The organism is Acinetobacter corruptisaponis, from assembly GCF_030053775.1.
Classification (GTDB): domain Bacteria; phylum Pseudomonadota; class Gammaproteobacteria; order Pseudomonadales; family Moraxellaceae; genus Acinetobacter; species Acinetobacter corruptisaponis.
In genome coordinates this window covers 1,224,126-1,245,922 of sequence record NZ_CP125669.1, presented here as the reverse complement: position 1 = coordinate 1,245,922, position 21,797 = coordinate 1,224,126, and the positions used below count along the sequence as shown (strand labels likewise).

The window sequence follows — 21,797 nt, the reverse complement described above, 5'->3', positions numbered from 1 at the left end:
ATGCTCTCAGTCATAAAACATTATTCTTTTGCTCACTTCAGGAAATTGTAATGCTTTTATATCGTCAAGATAATTTAATAGATTTTTTAAAGAAAAAGTCTAACGCTGCAATTCTAGATAAGAATCCTTTCTTAGAAATTTTAACTTAAACTGGCTACTGTAATGGTCTAAAAAATCAGATAGTTGGTAAGAGATATTGATCTAAAGTTAGCTTTACTCCATAATAACCCTAATACGCCCAACACCTCTTCATAGTTGTGATCAATTATGTACGTGTTGGCTTTTATTTTTCCAGAGTTGCCAATTTTCCCATCCTGTAATACTGCCAGTATCTCTTATATCTACAACCACATGATTTTTCAGTGGAAAATCTAAATACAATTGCTTAAGTCTTTCACCCCATTGTGAATTTGGACAAATTACATCTAATATTTGTTTGATTAAACATAAATATAAGAAAGGCTTAGCATTATTTAGGGTATAAGTTGAAAGTGTCGTAGGGACATTAGAACGATCTACAATATTGGCATTCCATAAGCGGCTATGATGAGCTGCAATATTACGAAGATGATTAAAGCTTCTTAGCCATTTGGCAAATTCTTTACCATCTGCTGCACCATACTTTTGAGCAATTTGATCTTGGTGGGACTTTTTCATCCCTGCGAAGAGTGTAGACATCATACCAAAATCCCATATTTCAATAGCAACCCAGATAGGGAGTTGCCCACCATATTCTTGAATATAGTGTTGAACAAATGCAGTTTTGCTGTTGCGCCGTATGGTTTCCTGATAACGAATCAACCAACTTTGATAATCTGTCTGTGTCTTATTTCGGTGAATCGTTTTGGAAAAACCACCATGAAAACTGACAGGATTCAGATGTGCTAGGGGATTAAGCTTACCTAAGCAGTAAGCAATATCAACTCTTACTGCCATTTCAATGCGTTCTATCGCATCTAGAATGAGAAGTCGTAGCTTTTTGTCAAAGATATAGAGTTGTACTGCATCTTCGAATTGGCAACCTGCAATAAAAGTATCCAGTTTTTGTTGTGTTACTGCATTGGTTTGGCGGAATGGATACCAATAGCCACTTAGACGGTAGTAGCCTATTCTTTGTAGGTAATTGATTGCTTTAGCTTGGTCGGTGATGATTAAACCACGCTGTTGCAATAGTTGTATTTGATCGGAATAAGACTTCCATGTTTTTACAGGCTTAATCATGTTCCAACTCTAGACCATTCATTGATCATATGCTGAGATGATTTTAAAAGTTGATAATGCACAGTACTTTTCAGAGTATGCTTCATACATTCGAAGAGATCATTATATGAATTTGGTAGATATATAAATCATTCATTCATTACTATTCCAACTATCTACATGATCAGCCCACCATTGCATCATTGCTCTACGGTCATTTAACCATTGAGCATGATTGTATGATGCGCGTGTTTTATTATCAGAAACGTGGGCAAGTTGTATTTCAACCCAATCCTTATTAAAACCATTCTCATTTGCCACAGTGGATGCAGTTGCTCTTAGAGTATGCATCCTGAACTCTAACTTCATATTACTCAGGGCAGTATTCAACGTGGTTTTACCCATCATTTCTCCGTCTTCTCCAGCAAATATATATTCACTGTCAGGATAAAGCGAAAATTGCTCTTTTATGATTTCAATGGCTTGGTCAGACAATGGTACAACATGCATTCTGTTCTTTTTCATATTGCGCTTGCCAGCCAAAATATCAGCCCTCGATACTGCTGGAATCGTCCATGTCTTATCTTCAAAATCAATATATTCCTTTTTGCCTCGACGTATCTCAATGCTTCTAAGCCATGTGTATGTTGCGGCTTTAATAGCATTTCGTGTGCTAACTGAGCCACCGTATGCATTGAGCTTAGGCATAAGTACTTTTTTTTCAGACTCAGTTAGTGGTCTGGCATGGGTTACATCTGGCTGTTTAATGTAACCCCTAAGAACATAAGTAGGATCTATAGAAATACGTTTTGTGATAATTGCATATTCCATAACTTCACCGATGATTTGTCTTACAAAAATTCCTTTAACTTCTCCTGTACCCTTTCCTGATTTTTTGATTCTTGTCATAGTACTATCAAGCACAGTCTTAATATCAATGGAGTCAATCTCGTGGATAGGCTTATTACCAATAAGAGGGTAAACATCTTTCACAAAATAACTGGTGCGGCGCTGTTCCCATTTCTTGGATTGTTGAGCTTTCCGAGAATTCATAAATTCGCTAGCGACTAAACGGAATGTACCATTATTTGCTTTGATTGCTTCAAGGCGTTCATTTTTCTGGTGGCTTATTGGGGCTACTCCTTTGGCGAGTTGCTCTCGATACTCCATTGTTTTTGAGCGAGCGTATGCTAAAGTAATTTCAGGATATTGACCGATTGTTAGCATTTTTGCTTTTGTAAGAAATCGGTAGCGATAACGCCAGAATTTGCCACCAGATGGGCGGACTTCTATACACAGTCCTGAATGATCAGCTATGCGGTATAATTCTTCACGTGGTTTTAATCTTTTGATTTTAAGATCGTTTAGCATAAAGTGTGAGTAACGCTATTATTGAAAGCTCTTACTCACAATCTTACTCACAAAAATTGGTAATTGCATGTATCACGTTGTTATGGAAAGTTAGAATAAAAATATATTTAAATCAAATGGATAGTTGTTAATGTAATTGGTGTTTAGAGAAGGTTAGATTGTTAATTGGCATGATGTAATCTCATCATCGTTTTTATCAAAAAAATCCCTGCGTTTGCAGGGATTTTTTATTATGGCATTATTAGGATTTATCGAAATAAGATAATCATCCAGATGCAGAAAATAATCACCAAAGAAACCAATTGCGTGGCACTCCAGATAAGTCTCATCATCCCATCAAAATTAAGGGTTTCTTGCTATTTTAACTGTAACTTTGAGATTTGATTTGTCAATTTCTCTTGCGCTAAGGATAATAATCACAGGTTAATTTATGGAAAGCACTGCATGAAAATTGTCGCAGATGAAAATTTGGCGTTTACCGATTATTTCTTTGCGGAATTTGCAGAAATACAGCATCAGGCAGGGCGTACACTGACACAGGCAGATGTACAGGATGCCGATGCACTTTTGGTTCGATCCGTGACCAAGGTCAACCATGATTTAATTGATCAAACTCAAATTAAATTTGTGGGCAGTGCCACCATTGGCACAGACCATCTCGATATTCCAGCTTTAGAACAACAGAACATCGCATGGAGCAATGCGGCAGGTTGTAATGCGCAGGCAGTTGCCGAATATGTCATTACCGCCTTACTGCATCTAAATATGGATTTATTGGAAGAAAATAAGGCGTTTACTTTAGCGATTGTTGGCTTGGGTAATGTTGGAAAACGACTGGCAGTGATGGCGCAATTATTGGGCTGGAATGTGATTGGCTATGACCCTTATGTGCAACTCGCTGGCATTGAAAATGTATCCTTTCAGGAGCTGTTAAAACAGGCTGATGCGATCTCGATTCATGTGCCTCTAACCACATCTGGTGATTATCCAACACAGCATTTATTTGATGAAGCTGCATTAGTTGAAATGAAACCGTGCGCTATTTTAATCAATAGCGCACGTGGTCCAGTGATTCAACAATCAGCACTGATGACAGATATTGAAAAGACCAAACGTCAGGTTGTGCTGGATGTTTTTGAGTTTGAACCTGAAATTCCTCAAGAACTTTTAGAAAGATTGGCTTTGGCAACACCGCATATTGCGGGCTATAGTCTGGAGGGTAAGGCCAGAGGCACACAGATGATTTATGAGGCCTTTTGTCATACATTTGGCTATCAACCATCAAAACGGTTTGAGAGTCAGTTACCAACTGTTGAACAGTATTTTGGGCAGCAGAATTTAAAAGCCTCATTAAAACAACATTTGGTTCAGATTTATAATATTGCTGAAGATGATCAGCAGCTTCGTGCCTGTGTTCAGGCAGGGAGAGTAGAGCAGAAAGCTTTTGATTTACTCCGTAAAAATTACCCTTTGCGCCGTGAATGGGCTGCACATGGAGGGCCAAAGGCATGAGTCAGGCTATGAAAACTTATCAACCCAGCTGTTCTATTGAAGCCCTAAAAGCGCGTGCGGAGATGTACCAGAAAATTCGCCAGTTCTTTGCTGAGCGCAATGTGCTGGAAGTGGAAACACCTATTTTATCTCAGGCAGGTGTAACCGATGTTCATTTGGCTTCCGTAAAGGTGCAGCGTCATATACATGGAAAATTAAATATCCAATATTTGCAGACCTCACCAGAATTTCCCATGAAGCGATTGCTGGCCAGTGGCAGTGGGGCGATCTACCAAATCTGTAAAGTTTTCCGTGATGATGAGCATGGACGTAAACACAACAGTGAATTTACCATGCTGGAATGGTATCGACCTGGACTGGATTTAAAGGCGTTGATGTATGAAACCGCAGACCTGCTGGAAACTTGTTTGGCACATCGTTTTGGTGAAATTCGCCCCATGATTCTCAGTTATAAACATGCGTTTCAGGATCGTCTGGATATTAATCCCTTGCAGGCAACACTGAAGCAACTTAAAGATACAGCCCATCGGGTTGGACTTAACCTTGACTTGGGCGATGATCGTTTAGGCTATATGGATCTGTTGTTTTCCCATTTTGTTGAGCCGAGTCTGGGTTTTGATGCCCCCGTTTTCTTGACTGATTTTCCACCAGAAATGGCGTCATTGGCAAAAGTTAAACAGGATGAGGATGGAGAGCAGGTCGCAGCGCGTTTCGAGGTTTATATCGAGGGGCTTGAACTGGCTAATGCCTATGATGAACTTCTGGATACAGAAGTGCTGGCTTCCCGTTTTGAGGCAGATAATAAAGAACGTGCCAAGCAGGGATTACCTGTAATTCCAACAGATCAGCACTTACTGGCAGCCTTGCCGAATATGCCTGAATGTTCAGGGATTGCGCTCGGTATAGACCGTTTATTGATGGTAGCAATGAATCAGGTCAAGATTGATCAGGTCATTGCATTTCCAGCTGAAATTGCTTAATGATTGATGTATCAAATACTTTTATGAAAATTGCATGAGTAACTGAACCAGTTCACCCTGGCGGTGGGTCTTGGTTTTCTTAAAAATGGATTGCAGATGTTTTTTAACTGTATCTGCCTGAATCTCATATGAAAGTGCAATTTCCTTGGTGGTTTTACCCTCCAGTAGCTGTTCGCAAATTTTATGCTCAACAGGGGTAAACATAAAAAGCTGGGTACAGATTTCCTTTTGATATTTTGGTTTGTGTTTGAGGCCTGAAAAAGTTGCCAGTAAAACTGGGCGCAATCCAAAAATCTTATGGGTTTTTTCTGGGCTAAGTAAATCCAGGGTCAGGAATAAATGGTGGTCCAGCATCATGATCTTGGTTCGTTCCGCATAAGCCAGGTCATGACTGTTTTTATAGCTGCGTTCGAGTTCCATTAATTTATGGTTAAACACCATTTGGTTATTTTCAAGGCTGAATGTGAAACGGCGTTGTCTGGTATGAATATGCTGATTATTTACCAGTAAATGTTTAGCCTCTGGATTCATCTCCAGAATATCGCCGTTTAAGTTAATGATTGCAATGGGTTGCTTCATCTTTTGAATCAGCTGTGATCCCAGCAGGGTCATAGTGGAATATTCAAAATGATGGCGATATTGCTGCATCTTTTGCTGCAACAGGGGCAAGATTTCATAAACTGGCTGGAGTTCGGCACAGCCGAGGGGGCCACGACTGAAACTGGTGAGGAATGAGAGAATCACACAGACTTTATGATCATAAATCACCTGAATTGCCGAGCAGAAGCGTAAATCTAAAGGTTGCAGCACCTGCTGGTAGACCTGTGTCTGGGTAATCTCATGCTCCTCAAAATGTTCTGTACAATGCATCCAGCCATTTAATGGCGCTGACAGTAGTTTTCTTAAACGTGGATCATCATCAATTTCCAGACGAATTTGTTTTAGGGCTGCTTGTTCTAATTGGTTGGAATCAAAATTTACGCCGTGATGAATACTAAAGGATAGGGCTTCAACCTCAAGGTCAATCGCCAAAATTTGGGAAGCCTGTACATTAAAATGATGATTCAGTTGTTCTAGAAAAATAATCCAGTCATCGGCACACTGAACCTTGTTTAAGATTCCCATAACAGTGCTCTGCTGGATTAGATTCATTTAAAAAACCCTATTAAAATGAATAAAGTATATTTTCTATATTTTATATGGGTTTTGGCTAAATAAAATCGGGTTCTGAGGGAATTGTGATTTTTTGTGCAATTATCTGACGAAATGAGATGTGATGAATAAAAGCCCCAAATATGGGGCCAGTCCTGAATATTTATTAAAATGGTAATTTGGTGAGCTGGTTGAGAAAATGTGGAATCACTCGTGGTTCCAGCAGAATGGTGACCACTACGCCATAAGCCGCTCCCCAGAGATGGGCACTATGGTTGATATTGCTGTTACCTCGTTTACCAGACCAGATGCTGTAAGCAACATATAAAACTGCAAAGATAATGGCAGGCACGGGAATGAAAAAGACAAAAATCAGGTTCCAGGGCTGAAATAAAATATAGGCAAACAAGACTGCTGAAACCGCGCCAGAAGCTCCTAAACTTGCCCAGTGTACATCATGACGGTGCTTTAGATAGCTGGGTAAGATCGCAATAATCAGTCCACCCAGATAAAACAGTACAAAGCCCATGTCATAAAAGAATTGGCGATAAAAGCTTTCGATAATATTGCCAAAGAAAAACAGCGTGATCATATTAAACAGTAAATGAGCGCCATCGGCATGGATAAAACCATGGGTGATGAAACGGTCATATTGTCCACGCTGCATGGCGGGCGGCCAAAAAATCAGGCGGTTCATGACGGCCTGATTGGAAAATGCCAATAGGGAAATTGCAATGGTAATAATGATGAGTGTCACAGTGTGACTAAAGGGTAGAGGTAACATAAAAATTTTAGATTGATCAGTGTCTAGGCAATAATGCCATTAAAAAGTGAATAAACAATCATCTGGCATATAATTCCTACAAAAATGGTTGATTTTTTTTAAATCCCCTCCATCTTCGGTTAATATAACGACATCAGCTTGAGGATTATTGTTATGTCGACTGAGAACACCAACACTGCTGTCGCAGAAGAAATTCCAAACCTTTTGATTACTCCCTCTGCACAAGAGTATTTAAGTGATTTATTAACAAAGCAAAATACTCCAGGAATTGGCGTTCGAGTTTTTGTAGAACATCCAGGTACACCACGTGCCGAATGTTGTATGGCCTATAGTGCACCTGAAGAAGTGGTGCCAACTGACTATAAGCAGGATTACCCTGACTTTCCAGCTTATATCGATGCGCCATCTATCCCATATTTGCTTGATGCCGTGATTGACTACAACAAAGACCGTTTTGGTGGGCAATTAACTTTCCGTGCGCCTAACTCGAAAGTACCTCGTGTAGGGCCAGATGCATCAATTGAAGAACGGATCACCTATGTGCTGCAATCTGAGATTAATCCTGGATTGGAAGGGCATGGCGGTAACTGTAGCTTGGTTGAAGTACAGAATGATCCTGAACATGGTTTAACCGCTGTGTTGAAATTTGGTGGTGGTTGCCAGGGCTGTTCTGCGATTGATGTAACGTTAAAGCAGGGTGTGGAAACCACCTTGAGACAGCATGTTCCTGAGTTGCAGCGTGTGGTTGACCAAACTGACCATACTCAGGCTGAGGGTGCATATTTTAAGTAATAAAGCTGGAAATATACAGTAGTTTTAAAAAGCCCTATCAAGGGCTTTTTTATTTTTTGATAAAAAATAATCATATTTCTTCTTGTTTCATAACAGGATACAATAAATCAAAAGAGGATTTATAAATAATAATAATTATCATTTTTATTGTGTTTTATTTATTTTTTGTTAGAATTCCCATGAATTTTTAAGAAATTATTAAGATTTATCTGATTCAGGTGTGACTATGTCCAATAAAATATCCCATCAATCATTACTTACCCTCTCAATTCTCAGTGGCATGATGGCGTATGCCCATGCGGCAGAAAGCCAACAAAATAAAGGTGAACTTTCAAATAATCATGCGGCAGTTCAGCTGGAAAAAATTGTGGTTACGGCAAGCGGGTTTGAACAGGATATTAAAAAGGCTGCGGCTTCCATTTCAGTATTGACTCAGGAAGAAATCAATAAAAAGGCCTACCGTGATGTAACGGATGCCTTAAAGGATGTTCCAGGTGTGGTGGTCACAGGTGGTGGCAGTTCAAGCGACATCAGTATCCGTGGAATGGGCAGTGCCTATACCGTGATTATGGTCGATGGCAAAAAAATCAATACACGTTCAGTCCGCCCAAATAGTGACAATTCTGGGATTGAACAGGGCTGGTTGCCAAATATTGGCGCAATCGAGCGTATTGAAGTGATTCGTGGCCCAATGTCAGGCTTGTATGGTTCAGATGCAATGGGTGGGGTGATCAACATCATTACCAAGAAAAAAGGTAATGAATGGCAGGGATCAATCAAGCTGGATACCACATTGCAGGAAGATTCCAGATCAGGAAATATTTATCAATCCAATGCCTATCTTTCAGGTCCCCTGATCGCCAACTTATTGTCATTCAAGGCCAATGGATTATTTTCACAGCGTGAAGAAGATGAAATCTATGGGGGATATAACAAGCAAAAAATTCGTGCAGGTGGGGCGGCATTAAGTTTGATACCAAATGATGATCATACCGTTGAACTGGAATATCAGCGTTCGATCCAGAACCGTGATGCAACTGTGGGGAAAACCATTTCACCTGTGCAAACAGGTCGAAACCCACCCGTCAATTCATTAACAGATTATTACCGTACTGAATACAACCTGACCCATCGTGGGCAGATTGGTGCAGTGGAAACCCATTCCTATATCCAGCGTGAAGAAAATGACAATCCATCACGCAATATGGAAGCGGTCAACACCACATTTAATACATTGAACAAGATTAACCTTAATCAGCACAGCCTGAGTTTTGGTGGCATGTATTTAAAGGAAGAGCTGAACGATAAAGGCAACCAGTTGAGTCTTGGTGGTGCGACACCAATTTCCAGTCTGGATCGTTATAGCTGGGCATTGTTTGCTGAAGATGCATGGAATATTGTCGATGACTTTACCCTGACGAGTTCACTTCGTTTGGACAAGGATGAGAAGTTTGGTGATCACTGGAGTCCGAAAGTCTATGGCGTTTGGGGCTTAAACGATCACTGGGTAATCAAGGGCGGTGTATCGACAGGTTATAAGACACCAGCACTACGTGCAACGGTTGCAGAGTGGGGACAGGCAACAGGTGGTGGTCAGAGCAAGGGCGTGATTGTGGGAAATCCTGAGCTTAAACCTGAAAAAAGCATAAACTATGAAGTATCATTCAACTGGGATAACCTCGATAACCTGAATGCGGGACTGACCCTGTTTAACAGTGAATTTAAGGACAAGATTACTGAAATCAGAACCTGTCAGGGTGCTTCAGGGTCACTGAGTTGTGATTGGTTGGGTGAAAAGTTTGACTTTGTTAGCCTGCGGGAAAATGTGGATAAAGCCAACATGCGGGGTGCGGAGGCAACATTGGGCTGGAAAGTCTTGCCAAATGTGAACCTGAGTGCAAACTATACCTTTACCGATACAGAGCAGAAGAGTGGCGTGAATAAAGGCAAGCCTTTAAATGAAATGCCAAAACATATGTTTAATACTACCGCAGACTGGGAAATCAGTGACCAGTTTTCTAGCTGGGGACGTGTCAACTATCGCAGTAAGACATCGGATTATTTAAGCCGTACCGCGATGGCGAAAGGCAAGCCAGCCTATACCCTGGTTGATGTAGGGTTAAACTATAAGCCTACCCAGAATGTCGCGATTGCCGCAGGCGTTTATAACCTGTTTGATAAAGAGATTGATACAGAAACTTATAGTTATGTTCTGGATGGTCGCCGTTATAACCTTGGGGTGACTTACAGTTTTTAAAGATTAACTTGATATTTGCAAAACAGGGCGCATTATGCGCCTTGTTTTGTCAGAATTTCAGAAACCTGTTCTGAATAATAAAATTTTTCTAAATAGGTGCGGGCACGTTGTCTTAAATAACCTGTTTGAATCACTTGCTGTAACACAGGTGTCAGTAAATCACTCAATTCACTTTCAATCAGGGTTTCATCAATATTCAGATCGCGGAGTAATAAATCAAATGTGCGCTCCTGATTACGCGCATACCATGCATAGACCCCATCATGGACCTGCTGTTTTAAATAATCTGTTTGACGGATATGATCCCAGATTTCATGCCCCATTCCCACAGTTTGGGGTAGGTCTTGTACCTCAACATAGTTGCGTAAGACTGATAAGGGCATGACTTTAATTTTATGCCAAATGTTGGCCTGGAAATGGTACAACTTGTCATCATTAAAGTGCTGGTTTAATACCCGTTCACTCATCTGGCTGATCTTCAATATATTTTTTTGTAGGTAATGACCAATCGTGTCATTCAGGTTGGAATCGGTCACCGTTTCCAAAACTGATTTGCCCATTTTCATAAAATGCCCAACGCCTGGCACACGTTTGGACATCACTGAATTATCTAGATAATCCTGAATGGAGTGTTGAATTAGCTGGGTAATCAGGGCAGAAAAGGCAGGATTATCGACAATGGTTTTAATCAGGCGCTGGCGATGGCCACTTTTACCTGCAACATATTGCGCAATTGAGTCAATGGTTAAAACAGGAATTACATCTTCAATGTTGGTTTGATCATTGCGTGGATGAATCAGGGCAAAGCGGATATGTTCTGCAATTTGTTCAATCAGAAATGAACTTGCAGGTGTACTTAGGATTTGTTTTTCAATCAGTTTAAAGATTTGTTCAAATGACCAGATATGCTGGAGTTGCTGCAAGCGCAACCAATGATAGAACTGTTTAAACTCATGTTGAATGGTTTCGGCCTGTGTAAACTCTTGATCCAGAAAATCAAGTTGTGCGTCAATCAGTTGTTCTATCATTGGATGTTTAGGCATAGGATTTTATAACTTTAAGTTTATGGAGTTGGCGCAGTTACAGGTTTTTGTGACTGAATCTTGCTCAGGAATGGTAAATATTGCTGAACCACCAATTGGTCTGCCTCCAGAATAGGCATATGGCCCACATTATCCAGAATGACAGGTGTCTGGGCATTTTTTAGCAGTGATTTTAACTCAGGTGCAACCTCAACATTGATAATTTTATCCTGCTTGCCCCATAAAATCAGTGTTGGCGCATCAATTGATCTTGCCAGCAACGCAAATGAATCTGGTGTATATAACTTATTGAGCGCAATTAACTGATCCACCATTTTCTGGGTTTGTTCAACCTGACCAATCATCATTTTTTCCTGTGCCTGAGCAATCTCTTTTGGAATAAATGGTGGGGTAAACATGGCCTGTTGCATTAAATAATTAAAATCGCCTTTTTTGCTGACAATCATGTTCTTGATCTGGTTTGGATCTTTTAAATATGGTGTGGTTGCAGCCTTATATACGCCCGCAGCATCAATTAAAAACAGGCTTTTGGTCTCAAATGGATATTGCCCTGCATAGAGCATGGCAATTGAACCACCAAGTGAGTGACCTGCAATATGTGCTGGGCTGGTTAGGTTGGCTGCCTCAACAAAACGGCGTAACTTTTCAGTGACGTTTGGAACGGAATAGTCAAAATCTTTTGGAACCTGTGTTTCACCGCTGGCTGGCAAGTCTGGGATGATCACATGGTAGTTGGCGGTTAAGGCCCGTGCCACACGGTTCCAGTTGTCACGGCTGCCTGCTAGGCCATGAATTAAAATCACGATCGGTTTTCCAGCTTGACCACCCTCACTATATGACCAGGTGATATCACCGACTTTTAAGGTTTTGGTCTGTAAACCTGCCCATGCACGTTCCTGTTGCAGCACATTTTGAAAGCTCATTTCTATTTCGGCTGCCTGTGTTGAGCTGATTGCGATTGTTGCCAAGCTGCATGAAATCAAAGCTGCGGTTAAGGTCTTGCGAAAGGAGATGGAAAAAAGACGGTTCATCATGATTTGTTCTATCCTTGATCTATTTTTAAACCCATTGATTATTGGGGAAGATATTAGGGGAGTCATTTGCATAATCTACAGATGTATGGAAATTCTTGCCAATGAAATCATCCGTTTTTCGCTATTTTCCTGATTAAAAGACAGGCTGGTATTTAGATGGATTCTATTTTTGTCAGTGACTTTCAAACAGGCGCACATTAAACTGTTGGCTCATGTCAATCATAGATGGATGCACGCATGCTCACTGCCAAAGAAGCTCTGGAACGTTTAAAAGTTGGTAATGCTCGTTTTGTGAAAGGTGAGGCAACCTCACAGAATCACCTGTCTCACCAGGAACGTGCTGCATTGGCAGGAAATCAAAACCCATTTGCAATTGTTTTAGGATGTTCAGATTCACGTGTCCCTGCGGAAATGGTGTTTGATCAAGGTCTGGGTGACTTATTTGTGATTCGTGTTGCAGGCAATATCGTTGCGCCATCACAGGTGGGAAGTGTTGAGTTTGCGGCAGAGCGATATGATTGTGCTGTGGTGGTGGTGCTGGGGCATAGCCATTGTGGTGCGATTCAGGCCACCATTGATACCTTGATGCATCCAGAGCAGCCGCCATCGTCTAACCTGATGTCGATTGTAAATCGGGTTCGTCCATCGGTTGAGATTTTGATGCAAACCGAACTCAAAGGTGATTTGAAAAAGCTGTCTGCCCATGCGGTTCGTTCTAATGTGTTTGCATCGGTCAATCAGTTGCGTCATGGTTCTGCTGTGCTAGAACAGTTGATTGAGAAAGGCAAGCTGATTGTGGTGGGAGCAGAATATTCGCTGGAAACAGGTGAAGTGACGTTCTTTGATTTTTGATTTAGCCAGAGTTAATTAAAATTATTTGATTTTTCTGAAAATAATTATCTTGGTGGAGTCGTGCCGAGTTCTCATTCAATTTCAGGATAAGCCTGCGGCTGGCCTTACTTTGGTTTCGCCCAAATGAGAAGCAACGCTTCGCAAGAAAGGCATCTTGCGCAGCTAATGCTACTCATCGCAAAACTCGTTGACTACCAGCAAATAGTTTAATATATCGCAGAAACAATATCTTATTAATGTAGTCCTGTCTCGAACAATTGCGAATGACGTTTCTAAGTATCATATTTTTGTCGAACTCACGTTATTTATAAAGCCTCTTTAATATAAGGATAAGCCAAATTCAGCATGATTGGTTGTGCCTTGGCATTGGGATGGATCTGGTCATTCTGAATCAAAGTCTTGTTGCCTGCTACACCATCCAAAAAGAAAGGTAGTAATTTCACCTTATACTGCTGACTTACAATTTTATAATTATTCTCAAAAGCGTTGCTATACGCAGTTCCATAATTCGGTGGTATTTTCATACCAAATAGTAAAACAGTCGCTTTCTGCTTTTGACTCAGTTGTACCAATTGGGCTAGATTGTTCTGGATCATTTGTGGTGGTTGCCCACGCAAACCATCATTGCCGCCCAGTTCAATTACTACCACTTCGGGCTTATAGGTTTGCAATAATTTAGGCAGTCGCGCCAATGCACCACTGGTGGTTTCGCCACTGACACTTGCATTGACCACCTTATGCTGTTTCGGATACTGTTGGTCTAAACGTTGTTGTAACAGATTTACCCAACCTTGTTTGGGGTCTATGCCATAACCTGCGCTCAGGCTATCACCCAAAATTAAAATGGTCTTGGCTGAAACCAGTGTTGGTATCACACAAAGGGTCATGATTGCAAGTGTTTTAGGGATGGACCAGATCAGTTTAGATTTTTGCATCGCATTTAAAATTTGTCCTAAAGGATACGTGACATCATGCCACAACCAATTATTTCTGCCCGAAAAGTTACACAAAATATTCAGATTCACCAGCAAAGTTTAACCATTTTAAAAGACATTGATTTGGACATTTATCAAGGTGAGCAGATTGCTATTACAGGACGTTCAGGTTCAGGGAAATCGACTTTACTGGGCATTTTGGCAACGCTGGATCGGCCCAGTTCAGGCAAATTGGACGTTTGTGGGCAAGCGGTTCACACGTTAACGGAAGAACAACGTGCGCAAGTACGACTGGAAAATATTGGTTTTGTATTTCAGGCATTTCAACTTTTACCGCAATTGAGTGCGCTGGAAAATGTGATGTTGCCATTACGTCTGCAACCTGATTTTAACTTTAGGCAGGCTGAGCAAAAAGCACTGGCATGGCTGGAACGTGTTGGGCTGGTGCGTCAGGCACAGCAAACCCCAAAAGTTTTGTCAGGCGGTGAGCAGCAACGTGTAGCGATTGCCCGTGCGTTGATTGCCGAACCGAAGATTATTTTTGCCGATGAACCGACAGGTAATCTGGATGGGCAAACTGCCGAGGAAATTGAACAACTGTTATTTGATTTAAATAGAGAATTAGGTACAACTTTGGTGTTGGTCACCCATGACCAAAATCTGGCTGCATTATGTCAACGTCATGTCAAACTTGTTGATGGGCAGATTCAGGAAATCGTCAAGGCTGGGGAGGGAATATGACATCAATTCTCAAGCCCTTATTGCTGCAAAGTTTTCGGACGGGTGGCCTGTATTTACTGATTATTGCCTTGTCTTTGGCGATTAGTGCCACCACCGCACTCAAGTTTAGTAATACCCAAGTCCAGAATGCGGTGGCGTTACAGGCTGCGGAAATGCTGGGTGCTGATCTGGTCATGTCCGATAATGATCCCATTCAAGCCAAATGGTTGCAACAAGCACAAAAGCTAAATTTGCAACAAGCTCCAGTCACGGTATTTGGCTCAATGGCGCATACCCAAGACCAGTTTGTGATGGTGAATGTCAAGGCGGTGGATGAGCATTTTCCATTGCGTGGCAAAATGGACATTCAGCCTAAAGCAAAATCCATTCAACAAGGTCAGGTGTGGCTAAGTCCTCGTGCGATGGATTTATTACATACTCAACTGGGCGGTCAGGTTGCCATTGCTGATGGGCAGTTTATCGTGACAGGTGTGATTGAGCATGACTCTAATCAGGAACTTGGCTTTTCAGGTTTTTCACCAACCGTTATCATTCATCAAGCAGATATTGCAAAGACCAATGCCATTCAGGTGGGTAGCCGTGTTGAATATCGTTTATTAATGGCAGGTCAGCCTGAACAGATCAAAGCCTTTAAAAAAATATTTAAGCAGCAAAAAAATCAGTTACATTCTGAACAGCAGCAAGATCAGCAGTTTGAGAATAATGAACAGACTTCACTCAAGCTTAGGGATGCCAATCAATCCAATACGCGCTTGATGAAACCGATTGAAAATCTGGATACATTTCTGCAACTTGCCAATTTATTAACCATTTTGCTGTGTGGGATTGCCATTGCATTGACCAGCCAGCGTTATGTACAGCAAAATCAGGATCATATTGCCTTGATGCGTTGTCTAGGTGCGAGTAAGCGTCAGATTTTATTTGCCTATATTGCTCTGCTTGGGATTGTCAGTGCTTTATCCATTGTACTTGGTAGCCTGATTGGGATTGGTTTGGGCTACGGTTTATTGCAGTTGATGCTGCAACTGATTCCACAATTGCAACTGAGTTTTGCTGTAACCGATCTCTTGCTGGCTTTGCCTGTGGCGATTTTTACCAGTGTGATGGTGTTAATTGGTTTTATCTTGCCAAGTATTTGGGAGTTACTGAATACGCCACCAATTCGGGTGATCCGTCAACAGGAGCGTTCACGTAAATCCTATTTCGCCATGTTTGCAGTGGGCGTGATGAGTCTGATTATTTTTAGCTTGGTATTGAGCGATAATTTGCAACTCAGCCTATTGGTCTTGGCTGCAATTTTAATCCTTTGTGCCGTGCTTTATGCCGTAATTTGGTTGATGTTAAAAGCCATTAAGCAATTAAAGCATCCAATTTCTGCTTATGTGCGGATTCCGCATCAGACGGCCTTACAGGTCACTGCGCTGGCTTTGGGATTAAGTCTGATTACTGTACTCAGTGTGCTGAGAACGGATCTATTACAGCGCTGGCAACAGCAACTCCCTGAGGGGACGCCCAATCAGTTTGTCTATGGTTTGCCACCTTTTGATATGCCACAGTTGAAGCAGCAACTTGAACAGAATCAATGGCAATCGACACCGCTCTATCCCAATATTCGGGGGCGTTTAATTGCAAAAAATGGGCAGGCCTTTGCGCCTGAGCTGGTCAAGCAAAATAATTCCTTGCGTCGGGAACTGAATCTGACGCAGGCTATAGAATATCCGAAAGATAATGTGATTACCGAGGGTAATCCGAAATTTAGCCAAGTAGGGCAGGTCTCAGTCGAAGCCAAACTGGCAAATGAATTAGGCATTAAAGTTGGTGATCGTCTTGATTTTAGTTTGCCAGAGGGGACATTGCAGGCAACCGTAATTAACCTGCGTTCGGTGGAATGGGAGAGTTTTAGCCCGAACTTTTTCTTTATTTTTTCACCGCAAAGCATGGATGAAAATGCAGGCAGCTATCTGGGCAGTTTTTATGTGCCGCCAGCAGATCAGCCAAAAATGGTGCAAGTGATTCAGCAATTTTCCAATACTGTATTTATTGATGTCGGACGAATTCTGGATGAAGTTAAACGTCTGGTGGATGTACTGGTGCAGATCATTACCGTATTGGCGTTGTTGGTAGGGCTGTCTGGTGTGTTGGTGTTGATTGCCTGCCTAAATGTGCTGATGGATGAACGTCGTAAGGAAGTGGCGTTATTACGCTCTTTTGGCAGTGGTAAAAACAGGCTAAAACAGATGTTAAGCCTAGAAATTGGCTTTATTGGTTTATTGGCAGGATTGGTGGCCTGTTTGTTTGCTGAGGTGATCAGTGCAATTGCCAGTTATAAGATGCAAATGGCGATTCAGTGGCATCCTGCGATCTGGCTGATTTTACCGTTAAGCATGATGCTGATTTGTATGTTGATTGGTCGTTATCGCCTCAGTTATTTATGCGATATTCCACCGTTGCAAAGTTTAAGGGAAATGAATCAGTCTTGATGAAAGAAAGGCTTTAAAATGAGGGATTCCAAGAATCCCTTAATTTGTGATGCTAATAGTAATTGAGTGTCCTGTTTTAGAAACCATTGTGACTAACGCATCTAATGTAAATTTCGATATTTTTGCATTGATTGCATCAGATAAGCGAGGACGACTAACACCTAATATTTCAGCAGCTTCTTCTTGCTTGAAATGATTTTCTTGTACCCAATCAGCAACGACTCTGGTTAAAGCTAATTTTGCATTGGCTAAAGCATCTGCTTCTTTTTTTAAATTTCCAGCATCTTCTAAGCCTAAATCTGCAAAAATATTGTCTGTTGGTTGAGTGATATGACGAATTTGTGTATCAATCTTGCTCATATTGTTCCTCCAATAACGCAATTTCTTTATAACGTGCTTTGATAATCTCAACATCTGGTTTGGCTGTTTGTTGTGTTTTTTTCTGAAAAGAATGGAGTATGTAAATTGCATGTCTGAATTTTGCAACGTATACAACTCGATATGCGCCAGATGAATCTTTATATTTAAGTTCAATGACTCCTGTGCCCCAATTGGGAATAGGTTTCCATTGAGCAGGTTCAGTGCCATGCTGAATTGCGTGAAGTTCAAAACCAAAATGTTTTTTCACGTCGGCTGGAAATTCTTTTAAATCATCTAAAGATGATCCAATCCAGTAAATGGGCTTTTCAGGTTGTGGTTGAGTCATGTATAAAATTTTATACATCTATGGGTAAGTATGCAATAGTTATATCATCATGGAGATGTTGCAGGGGCAGATGGCAACCTGCCATCTATATAAATAATCACAATTAATTCAACTGATTCTGCCTTAAAATCTCATTCCATAATGGATCAAGCTCTGTACTTAATTCAGTGCAATAGCCATAAAAAGCAGCCAGTAATAAAGTACCTACCACTAAGGCAAACATTTGAACCAAAGCGGGTTTCTGTATTTTTTCACCCAAGAACCATATAGCTGCCAGTAAAGCACCCATGATCATGCCGCCAATATGTGCTGCATTATTAATCCCTGCCGCGGTAAAACCAAACACAAGGTTAATTGCCATCACCATCAATAAGGATTTTTTATCCAGCCAAAAACGTTGCTGGGGCAAAGGTGGAAACAGTGAAATAACAGTGAGTGCTGCACCCAGTCCCATCACTGCTCCAGACGCGCCTGCACTGATATGAGGAATGAGGGACGATTGTAGTCCCGCAAGGCGATCAAAATGTTGTAATAATTCATAGCCATCACGAATGCTGAGATAACTGGAAAGCACACTGCCCATCAAACCAGCCAGCACATACATTCCGATATAATACATTCGACCAAACAACTGTTCTGCCACGCTGCCAAAAATGTACAGTGCCCACATATTCAGCATCAGGTGAATCAAACCAAAATGAAAAAACATGCTGGTAAATAAACGTTCAGGCTGCCCAAGAAATGTAAGTGGGGTAAAATCTGCACCCCAGGCAATTGCATCCACAGGCGCTGGGTCGGTAATATTCACCCCTGAAACAATTTGCCAGCCAAATAATCCGACATTGACTGCAATCAGTACCCCAGTAAACCACCATGCCTGTATCTGTAATTTTTGATTATTGATCTGTGGTGGTGTCATTTCAGTCATAGGTTTAAGCAAGTGATTGATGTAAAAATAGCTTAGCATGAAAATGTTCTACAAAATATCAACGATATTTACGCAGTTTGTTGATATTTTGCAGAACAGATGCCCAAAGGAGTGATGCACGTTAATGAAAGCCTTTTTAGTCCGCGCGATCATGGTGATTATTGGTCTGGTGTTGTTAATCCAGCTCTGGATTTTTAGCAGTCTGGTGTGGTGGCGTACCCATCCTGTTGAAACCACCATGTTTATGCGTTGGGATTATCTGACTGACTTTAAGCCAATCAAGCAGCAATGGCGTGATTATGATGATATTAGCGATAATTTTAAGCATGCGATTTTAGCGGCTGAGGATGCCAAGTTTATCCATCATCATGGCTTTGACATTGAGGGTATTCAGGATGCCTTGGAACGAAACAATGAAAAGGGCAAAATTGTAGCGGGTGGCTCCACCATTTCACAGCAACTGTCAAAGAACCTGTTTCTCTACAATAAGCGTTCCTTTATTCGAAAAGGACAGGAAGTTGTGGCGACCTGGATGATGGAGCGGATGTGGTCAAAACGTCGTATTCTTGAAGTGTATATGAACTCAGTGGAGTTCGGCCAGAATATCTATGGGGTTGAGGCGGCAGCACAATTTTATTATGGTAAAAGTTCAAAAAGCCTGACCCGTGAACAGGCTGCTTTTCTCGCGGCTTTATTACCGAATCCAAAATATTATCAGGACCATCGGGATGACCGAAAACTTCAGTACCGTAAAAGAAGTATCCTGAAATATATGAATGCAACACAAATTCCAGAGTAAGCCCATCTCGAAGTGTAATTAAGTGAAAAAAGCCCAATATTTTTGGGCTTTTTTACCAAATTGAAATAATTTTGCAGCATACTTAAACCATGTCTTGATCAATGATAAATCAACAAGGTTTGGTATGAATACGGCAGTGGCTCCAACGACCCCAATAGAATACAGCTATAATGACCGCTATATTAATCGTGAACTTTCGATTCTCGATTTCCATCTGCGCGTTTTGGAACAGGCAGTCGATCCACTTCATCCATTATTGGAGCGGATGAATTTCTTGTTGATTTTTTCCCGTAACCTTGATGAGTTTTTTGAAATTCGTGTTGCAGGAATGATGGAACAATTGACGCTGGGCAATGAAAGCCGTAGTCCAGATGGTTTAACACCGAAACAGGTGCTTGATCAGATTTCTAAAACTGCACATGCTGCCATTGAACGTCAATACCGTATCCTGAATGAACAAATCCTGCCGAAGTTACGTGAGGAAGATATTTGTTTCTTACGCCGTGGTGAATTAACTCCTGCACAGTCGGCATGGATTAAAAAGTATTTTCAGGAACAGGTCGCACCTGTTTTAACACCAATCAGCCTTGATCCTGCACATCCATTCCCACGTTTGGTTAATAAAAGCCTGAACTTTATCGTGACACTAGAGGGTAAGGATGCCTTTGGCCGTCAGATTGACTTGGCGGTTGTGCCTGCACCACGTTCTTTACCGCGTGTGGTGCGTTTACCTGATGAATTGACAGGTGGTAAAGAGCATCATGTGATGTTGTCCGCAATCATCCATGAGCATGTGTCTGACCTGTTCCCTGGCATGACTGCAACGGGATGTTACCAATTCCGCGTCACCCGTAATGCAGACTTGGCATTAAACGAAGATGTCGAAGATCTAGCAAAAGCCTTAAAAGGCGAATTAAGTTCACGCCGTTTTGGTCGTGCGGTACGTCTGGAAGTCACACATAACTGTCCAAAACATATTTATGAATATTTGCTGGATGAGTTCGATCTGAATGAAGAACAACTGTATCGAGTCGATGGCCCTGTTAATCTGGCACGTTTGCTTTCCAATTTTAAACGCCCACACTTGCGTTATGACTCACATACCCCTGTGATTCCAAAAGTATTTAAGAAGACTGAAAGCATTTTCTCTGCAATGCAGAAACAGGATATTTTGCTGCATCATCCGTTTGAATCATTTGCACCTGTGATTCAACTGTTGCGTGAAGCTGCGCGTGATCCACAAGTATTGGCAATTAAACAAACGTTGTACCGTAGTGGGGCGGACTCGGAAATTGTACAGGTTCTGGCCGAAGCAGCTCGTAATGGCAAAGAGGTGACCGCAGTCATTGAGTTGCGTGCCCGTTTTGATGAAGAATCCAATATTGAAGTGGCCAATGTGCTGCAAGAGGCAGGGGCTGTCGTGGTTTACGGCATTGTCGGTTATAAAACCCATGCCAAAATGATTCTGGTGGTGCGCCGTGAAAACAACAAGCTGGTGCGTTATGTACATTTGGGAACAGGGAACTACCATGCCACCAATGCGCGTATTTATACCGATTATGGTTTGATGACCACAGATAAAGACATTTGCGAAGATGTACACCGTATTTTTCAGGAACTCACGGGAATGGGCAAAATGGCGAAGCCTAAAAAGCTTCTCCATGCACCCTTTACCTTGCATGCACAATTGATCAATTATATTGATGAAGAAATTGCCAATGCCAAAGCAGGGAAATCTGCGCAAATTATTGTCAAGGTCAATGCCTTAACCGAAGTTCAACTGATCAATAAACTGTATGAAGCCTCTCAGGCAGGGGTGCAGATTGACCTGATTATTCGCTCAATCTGTTGTCTACGTCCAGGCTTGCCAAATCTGTCTGAAAATATTCGAGTGCGTTCGATTGTTGGTCGTTTCCTTGAACACACTCGTGTTTATTACTTTAGCAATAATGGCAATCCACGTATTTATTGCTCAAGTGCAGACTGGATGGATCGCAACCTGTTTAATCGTGTTGAGGCATGTTTCCCAATTGAAGACCCAGCATCGAAAAAACGTATTTATCAACTTGGTTTACTTAATTATCTCAAGGATAATCAACAGGCATGGTTGTTACAGGGTGATGGTGTGTGGGAACGAGCCAAACCTGCCGCTGGTGAAGAACCCCATAATGCACAGCAGACTTTGCTGGATGCAATTAAATAATGGATAGTGTCGTTCCAGCATACCATTT

19 protein-coding genes are annotated in these 21,797 nt (G+C 41.5%); 9 read left to right on the top strand and 10 right to left on the bottom strand.

Annotation, left to right across the window (positions count from 1 at the left end; all coding sequences use genetic code 11):
• Positions 1-261: 261 nt before the first annotated feature.
• The gene (locus QLH32_RS06260) at positions 262-1,221 is read right to left on the bottom strand and encodes an Abi family protein (RefSeq protein WP_267981041.1); all 960 of its coding nucleotides are present in this window, start codon (positions 1,219-1,221) and stop codon (positions 262-264) included.
• A 132-nt stretch (positions 1,222-1,353) separates the two neighbouring features.
• Positions 1,354-2,571, bottom strand: coding sequence for a tyrosine-type recombinase/integrase (locus tag QLH32_RS06255; protein WP_283268694.1), 1,218 nt, complete (start codon positions 2,569-2,571; stop codon positions 1,354-1,356).
• Positions 2,572-3,015: 444 nt separating this feature from the next.
• Between QLH32_RS06255 and QLH32_RS06250 the strand changes: the two genes are divergently transcribed.
• Together QLH32_RS06250 and epmA are read left to right on the top strand one after the other, a co-directional pair.
• Positions 3,016-4,083: a 4-phosphoerythronate dehydrogenase gene (locus QLH32_RS06250; RefSeq protein WP_267981039.1), complete on the top strand. Its 1,068-nt coding sequence runs from the start codon at positions 3,016-3,018 to the stop codon at positions 4,081-4,083.
• The gene (gene epmA / locus QLH32_RS06245; protein ID WP_267981038.1) at positions 4,080-5,063 is read left to right on the top strand and encodes an EF-P lysine aminoacylase EpmA; all 984 of its coding nucleotides are present in this window, start codon (positions 4,080-4,082) and stop codon (positions 5,061-5,063) included. The genes QLH32_RS06250 and epmA overlap by 4 nt, the downstream gene beginning before the upstream one ends.
• Before the next feature lie 21 nt (positions 5,064-5,084).
• On the opposite strand, the gene QLH32_RS06240 is transcribed toward epmA, so the two are convergent.
• Together QLH32_RS06240 and QLH32_RS06235 are read right to left on the bottom strand one after the other, a co-directional pair.
• Positions 5,085-6,215, bottom strand: coding sequence for a helix-turn-helix transcriptional regulator (locus QLH32_RS06240; protein ID WP_283268692.1), 1,131 nt, complete (start codon positions 6,213-6,215; stop codon positions 5,085-5,087).
• Between the two features lie 166 nt (positions 6,216-6,381).
• A complete protein-coding gene (locus QLH32_RS06235) occupies positions 6,382-6,999 on the bottom strand; it encodes a rhomboid family intramembrane serine protease (RefSeq protein WP_267981036.1) in 618 nt (205 codons plus the stop codon).
• A gap of 153 nt (positions 7,000-7,152) precedes the next feature.
• Here QLH32_RS06235 and nfuA point away from each other — a divergent pair, with 153 nt between their 5' ends.
• Complete coding sequence (gene nfuA, locus QLH32_RS06230; RefSeq protein WP_267981035.1) at positions 7,153-7,791, top strand: Fe-S biogenesis protein NfuA; 639 nt, start codon at positions 7,153-7,155, stop codon at positions 7,789-7,791.
• Positions 7,792-8,017: 226 nt separating this feature from the next.
• Complete coding sequence (locus QLH32_RS06225) at positions 8,018-10,048, top strand: ligand-gated channel protein (protein ID WP_283268689.1); 2,031 nt, start codon at positions 8,018-8,020, stop codon at positions 10,046-10,048.
• 32 nt (positions 10,049-10,080) lie between these two features.
• On the opposite strand, the gene QLH32_RS06220 is transcribed toward QLH32_RS06225, so the two are convergent.
• Together QLH32_RS06220 and QLH32_RS06215 are read right to left on the bottom strand one after the other, a co-directional pair.
• Complete coding sequence (locus QLH32_RS06220) at positions 10,081-11,091, bottom strand: hypothetical protein (protein ID WP_283268688.1); 1,011 nt, start codon at positions 11,089-11,091, stop codon at positions 10,081-10,083.
• A gap of 20 nt (positions 11,092-11,111) precedes the next feature.
• Positions 11,112-12,125, bottom strand: a complete 1,014-nt coding sequence (locus QLH32_RS06215) for an alpha/beta fold hydrolase (RefSeq protein WP_283268687.1) — start codon at positions 12,123-12,125, stop codon at positions 11,112-11,114.
• 237 nt (positions 12,126-12,362) lie between these two features.
• Between QLH32_RS06215 and QLH32_RS06210 the strand changes: the two genes are divergently transcribed.
• Positions 12,363-12,977: a carbonic anhydrase gene (locus tag QLH32_RS06210; protein ID WP_283268686.1), complete on the top strand. Its 615-nt coding sequence runs from the start codon at positions 12,363-12,365 to the stop codon at positions 12,975-12,977.
• A 305-nt stretch (positions 12,978-13,282) separates the two neighbouring features.
• Here the strand turns inward: QLH32_RS06210 and QLH32_RS06205 are convergent, their stop codons facing one another.
• Complete coding sequence (locus tag QLH32_RS06205; RefSeq protein WP_283268684.1) at positions 13,283-13,912, bottom strand: arylesterase; 630 nt, start codon at positions 13,910-13,912, stop codon at positions 13,283-13,285.
• Positions 13,913-13,948: 36 nt separating this feature from the next.
• Between QLH32_RS06205 and QLH32_RS06200 the strand changes: the two genes are divergently transcribed.
• Complete coding sequence (locus tag QLH32_RS06200; RefSeq protein ID WP_283268683.1) at positions 13,949-14,653, top strand: ABC transporter ATP-binding protein; 705 nt, start codon at positions 13,949-13,951, stop codon at positions 14,651-14,653.
• Entirely contained in the window at positions 14,650-17,133 is a 2,484-nt protein-coding gene (locus QLH32_RS06195; protein ID WP_283268682.1) for an ABC transporter permease, read from the top strand. The genes QLH32_RS06200 and QLH32_RS06195 overlap by 4 nt, the downstream gene beginning before the upstream one ends.
• Before the next feature lie 39 nt (positions 17,134-17,172).
• Here the strand turns inward: QLH32_RS06195 and QLH32_RS06190 are convergent, their stop codons facing one another.
• From QLH32_RS06190 to QLH32_RS06180, 3 genes are all read right to left on the bottom strand, one after another.
• A complete protein-coding gene (locus tag QLH32_RS06190; protein ID WP_004674780.1) occupies positions 17,173-17,493 on the bottom strand; it encodes a helix-turn-helix domain-containing protein in 321 nt (106 codons plus the stop codon).
• The gene (locus tag QLH32_RS06185; RefSeq protein ID WP_004681411.1) at positions 17,480-17,857 is read right to left on the bottom strand and encodes a type II toxin-antitoxin system RelE/ParE family toxin; all 378 of its coding nucleotides are present in this window, start codon (positions 17,855-17,857) and stop codon (positions 17,480-17,482) included. Before QLH32_RS06185 ends, QLH32_RS06190 begins: the two co-directional genes overlap by 14 nt.
• Positions 17,858-17,942: 85 nt before the next feature.
• Complete coding sequence (locus tag QLH32_RS06180) at positions 17,943-18,767, bottom strand: rhomboid family intramembrane serine protease (RefSeq protein ID WP_283269297.1); 825 nt, start codon at positions 18,765-18,767, stop codon at positions 17,943-17,945.
• Positions 18,768-18,891: 124 nt separating this feature from the next.
• Here QLH32_RS06180 and mtgA point away from each other — a divergent pair, with 124 nt between their 5' ends.
• Positions 18,892-19,566 carry a monofunctional biosynthetic peptidoglycan transglycosylase gene (gene mtgA, locus QLH32_RS06175; protein ID WP_283268680.1) on the top strand — a complete coding sequence of 225 codons (675 nt, stop codon included), beginning with the start codon at positions 18,892-18,894 and terminating at the stop codon, positions 19,564-19,566.
• 124 nt (positions 19,567-19,690) lie between these two features.
• Entirely contained in the window at positions 19,691-21,769 is a 2,079-nt protein-coding gene (gene ppk1, locus QLH32_RS06170) for a polyphosphate kinase 1 (protein ID WP_283268678.1), read from the top strand.
• Positions 21,770-21,797 lie beyond the last annotated feature (28 nt).

What these genes read in the sequence shown, in the direction of transcription:
- QLH32_RS06195 (WP_283268682.1), top strand. Translation starts at nt 14,650, where the DNA reads ATGACATCAATTCTCAAGCCCTTATTGCTGCAAAGTTTTCGGACGGGT.
- QLH32_RS06190 (WP_004674780.1), bottom strand. Translation starts at nt 17,493, where the DNA reads ATGAGCAAGATTGATACACAAATTCGTCATATCACTCAACCAACAGAC.
- QLH32_RS06235 (WP_267981036.1), bottom strand. Translation starts at nt 6,999, where the DNA reads ATGTTACCTCTACCCTTTAGTCACACTGTGACACTCATCATTATTACC.
- QLH32_RS06260 (WP_267981041.1), bottom strand. Translation starts at nt 1,221, where the DNA reads ATGATTAAGCCTGTAAAAACATGGAAGTCTTATTCCGATCAAATACAA.
- QLH32_RS06250 (WP_267981039.1), top strand. Translation starts at nt 3,016, where the DNA reads ATGAAAATTGTCGCAGATGAAAATTTGGCGTTTACCGATTATTTCTTT.
- epmA (WP_267981038.1), top strand. Translation starts at nt 4,080, where the DNA reads ATGAGTCAGGCTATGAAAACTTATCAACCCAGCTGTTCTATTGAAGCC.
- nfuA (WP_267981035.1), top strand. Translation starts at nt 7,153, where the DNA reads ATGTCGACTGAGAACACCAACACTGCTGTCGCAGAAGAAATTCCAAAC.
- QLH32_RS06185 (WP_004681411.1), bottom strand. Translation starts at nt 17,857, where the DNA reads ATGTATAAAATTTTATACATGACTCAACCACAACCTGAAAAGCCCATT.
- QLH32_RS06240 (WP_283268692.1), bottom strand. Translation starts at nt 6,215, where the DNA reads ATGAATCTAATCCAGCAGAGCACTGTTATGGGAATCTTAAACAAGGTT.
- QLH32_RS06210 (WP_283268686.1), top strand. Translation starts at nt 12,363, where the DNA reads ATGCTCACTGCCAAAGAAGCTCTGGAACGTTTAAAAGTTGGTAATGCT.
- QLH32_RS06215 (WP_283268687.1), bottom strand. Translation starts at nt 12,125, where the DNA reads ATGATGAACCGTCTTTTTTCCATCTCCTTTCGCAAGACCTTAACCGCA.
- QLH32_RS06255 (WP_283268694.1), bottom strand. Translation starts at nt 2,571, where the DNA reads ATGCTAAACGATCTTAAAATCAAAAGATTAAAACCACGTGAAGAATTA.
- QLH32_RS06180 (WP_283269297.1), bottom strand. Translation starts at nt 18,767, where the DNA reads ATGACTGAAATGACACCACCACAGATCAATAATCAAAAATTACAGATA.
- QLH32_RS06220 (WP_283268688.1), bottom strand. Translation starts at nt 11,091, where the DNA reads ATGCCTAAACATCCAATGATAGAACAACTGATTGACGCACAACTTGAT.
- mtgA (WP_283268680.1), top strand. Translation starts at nt 18,892, where the DNA reads ATGAAAGCCTTTTTAGTCCGCGCGATCATGGTGATTATTGGTCTGGTG.
- QLH32_RS06200 (WP_283268683.1), top strand. Translation starts at nt 13,949, where the DNA reads ATGCCACAACCAATTATTTCTGCCCGAAAAGTTACACAAAATATTCAG.
- ppk1 (WP_283268678.1), top strand. Translation starts at nt 19,691, where the DNA reads ATGAATACGGCAGTGGCTCCAACGACCCCAATAGAATACAGCTATAAT.
- QLH32_RS06225 (WP_283268689.1), top strand. Translation starts at nt 8,018, where the DNA reads ATGTCCAATAAAATATCCCATCAATCATTACTTACCCTCTCAATTCTC.
- QLH32_RS06205 (WP_283268684.1), bottom strand. Translation starts at nt 13,912, where the DNA reads ATGCAAAAATCTAAACTGATCTGGTCCATCCCTAAAACACTTGCAATC.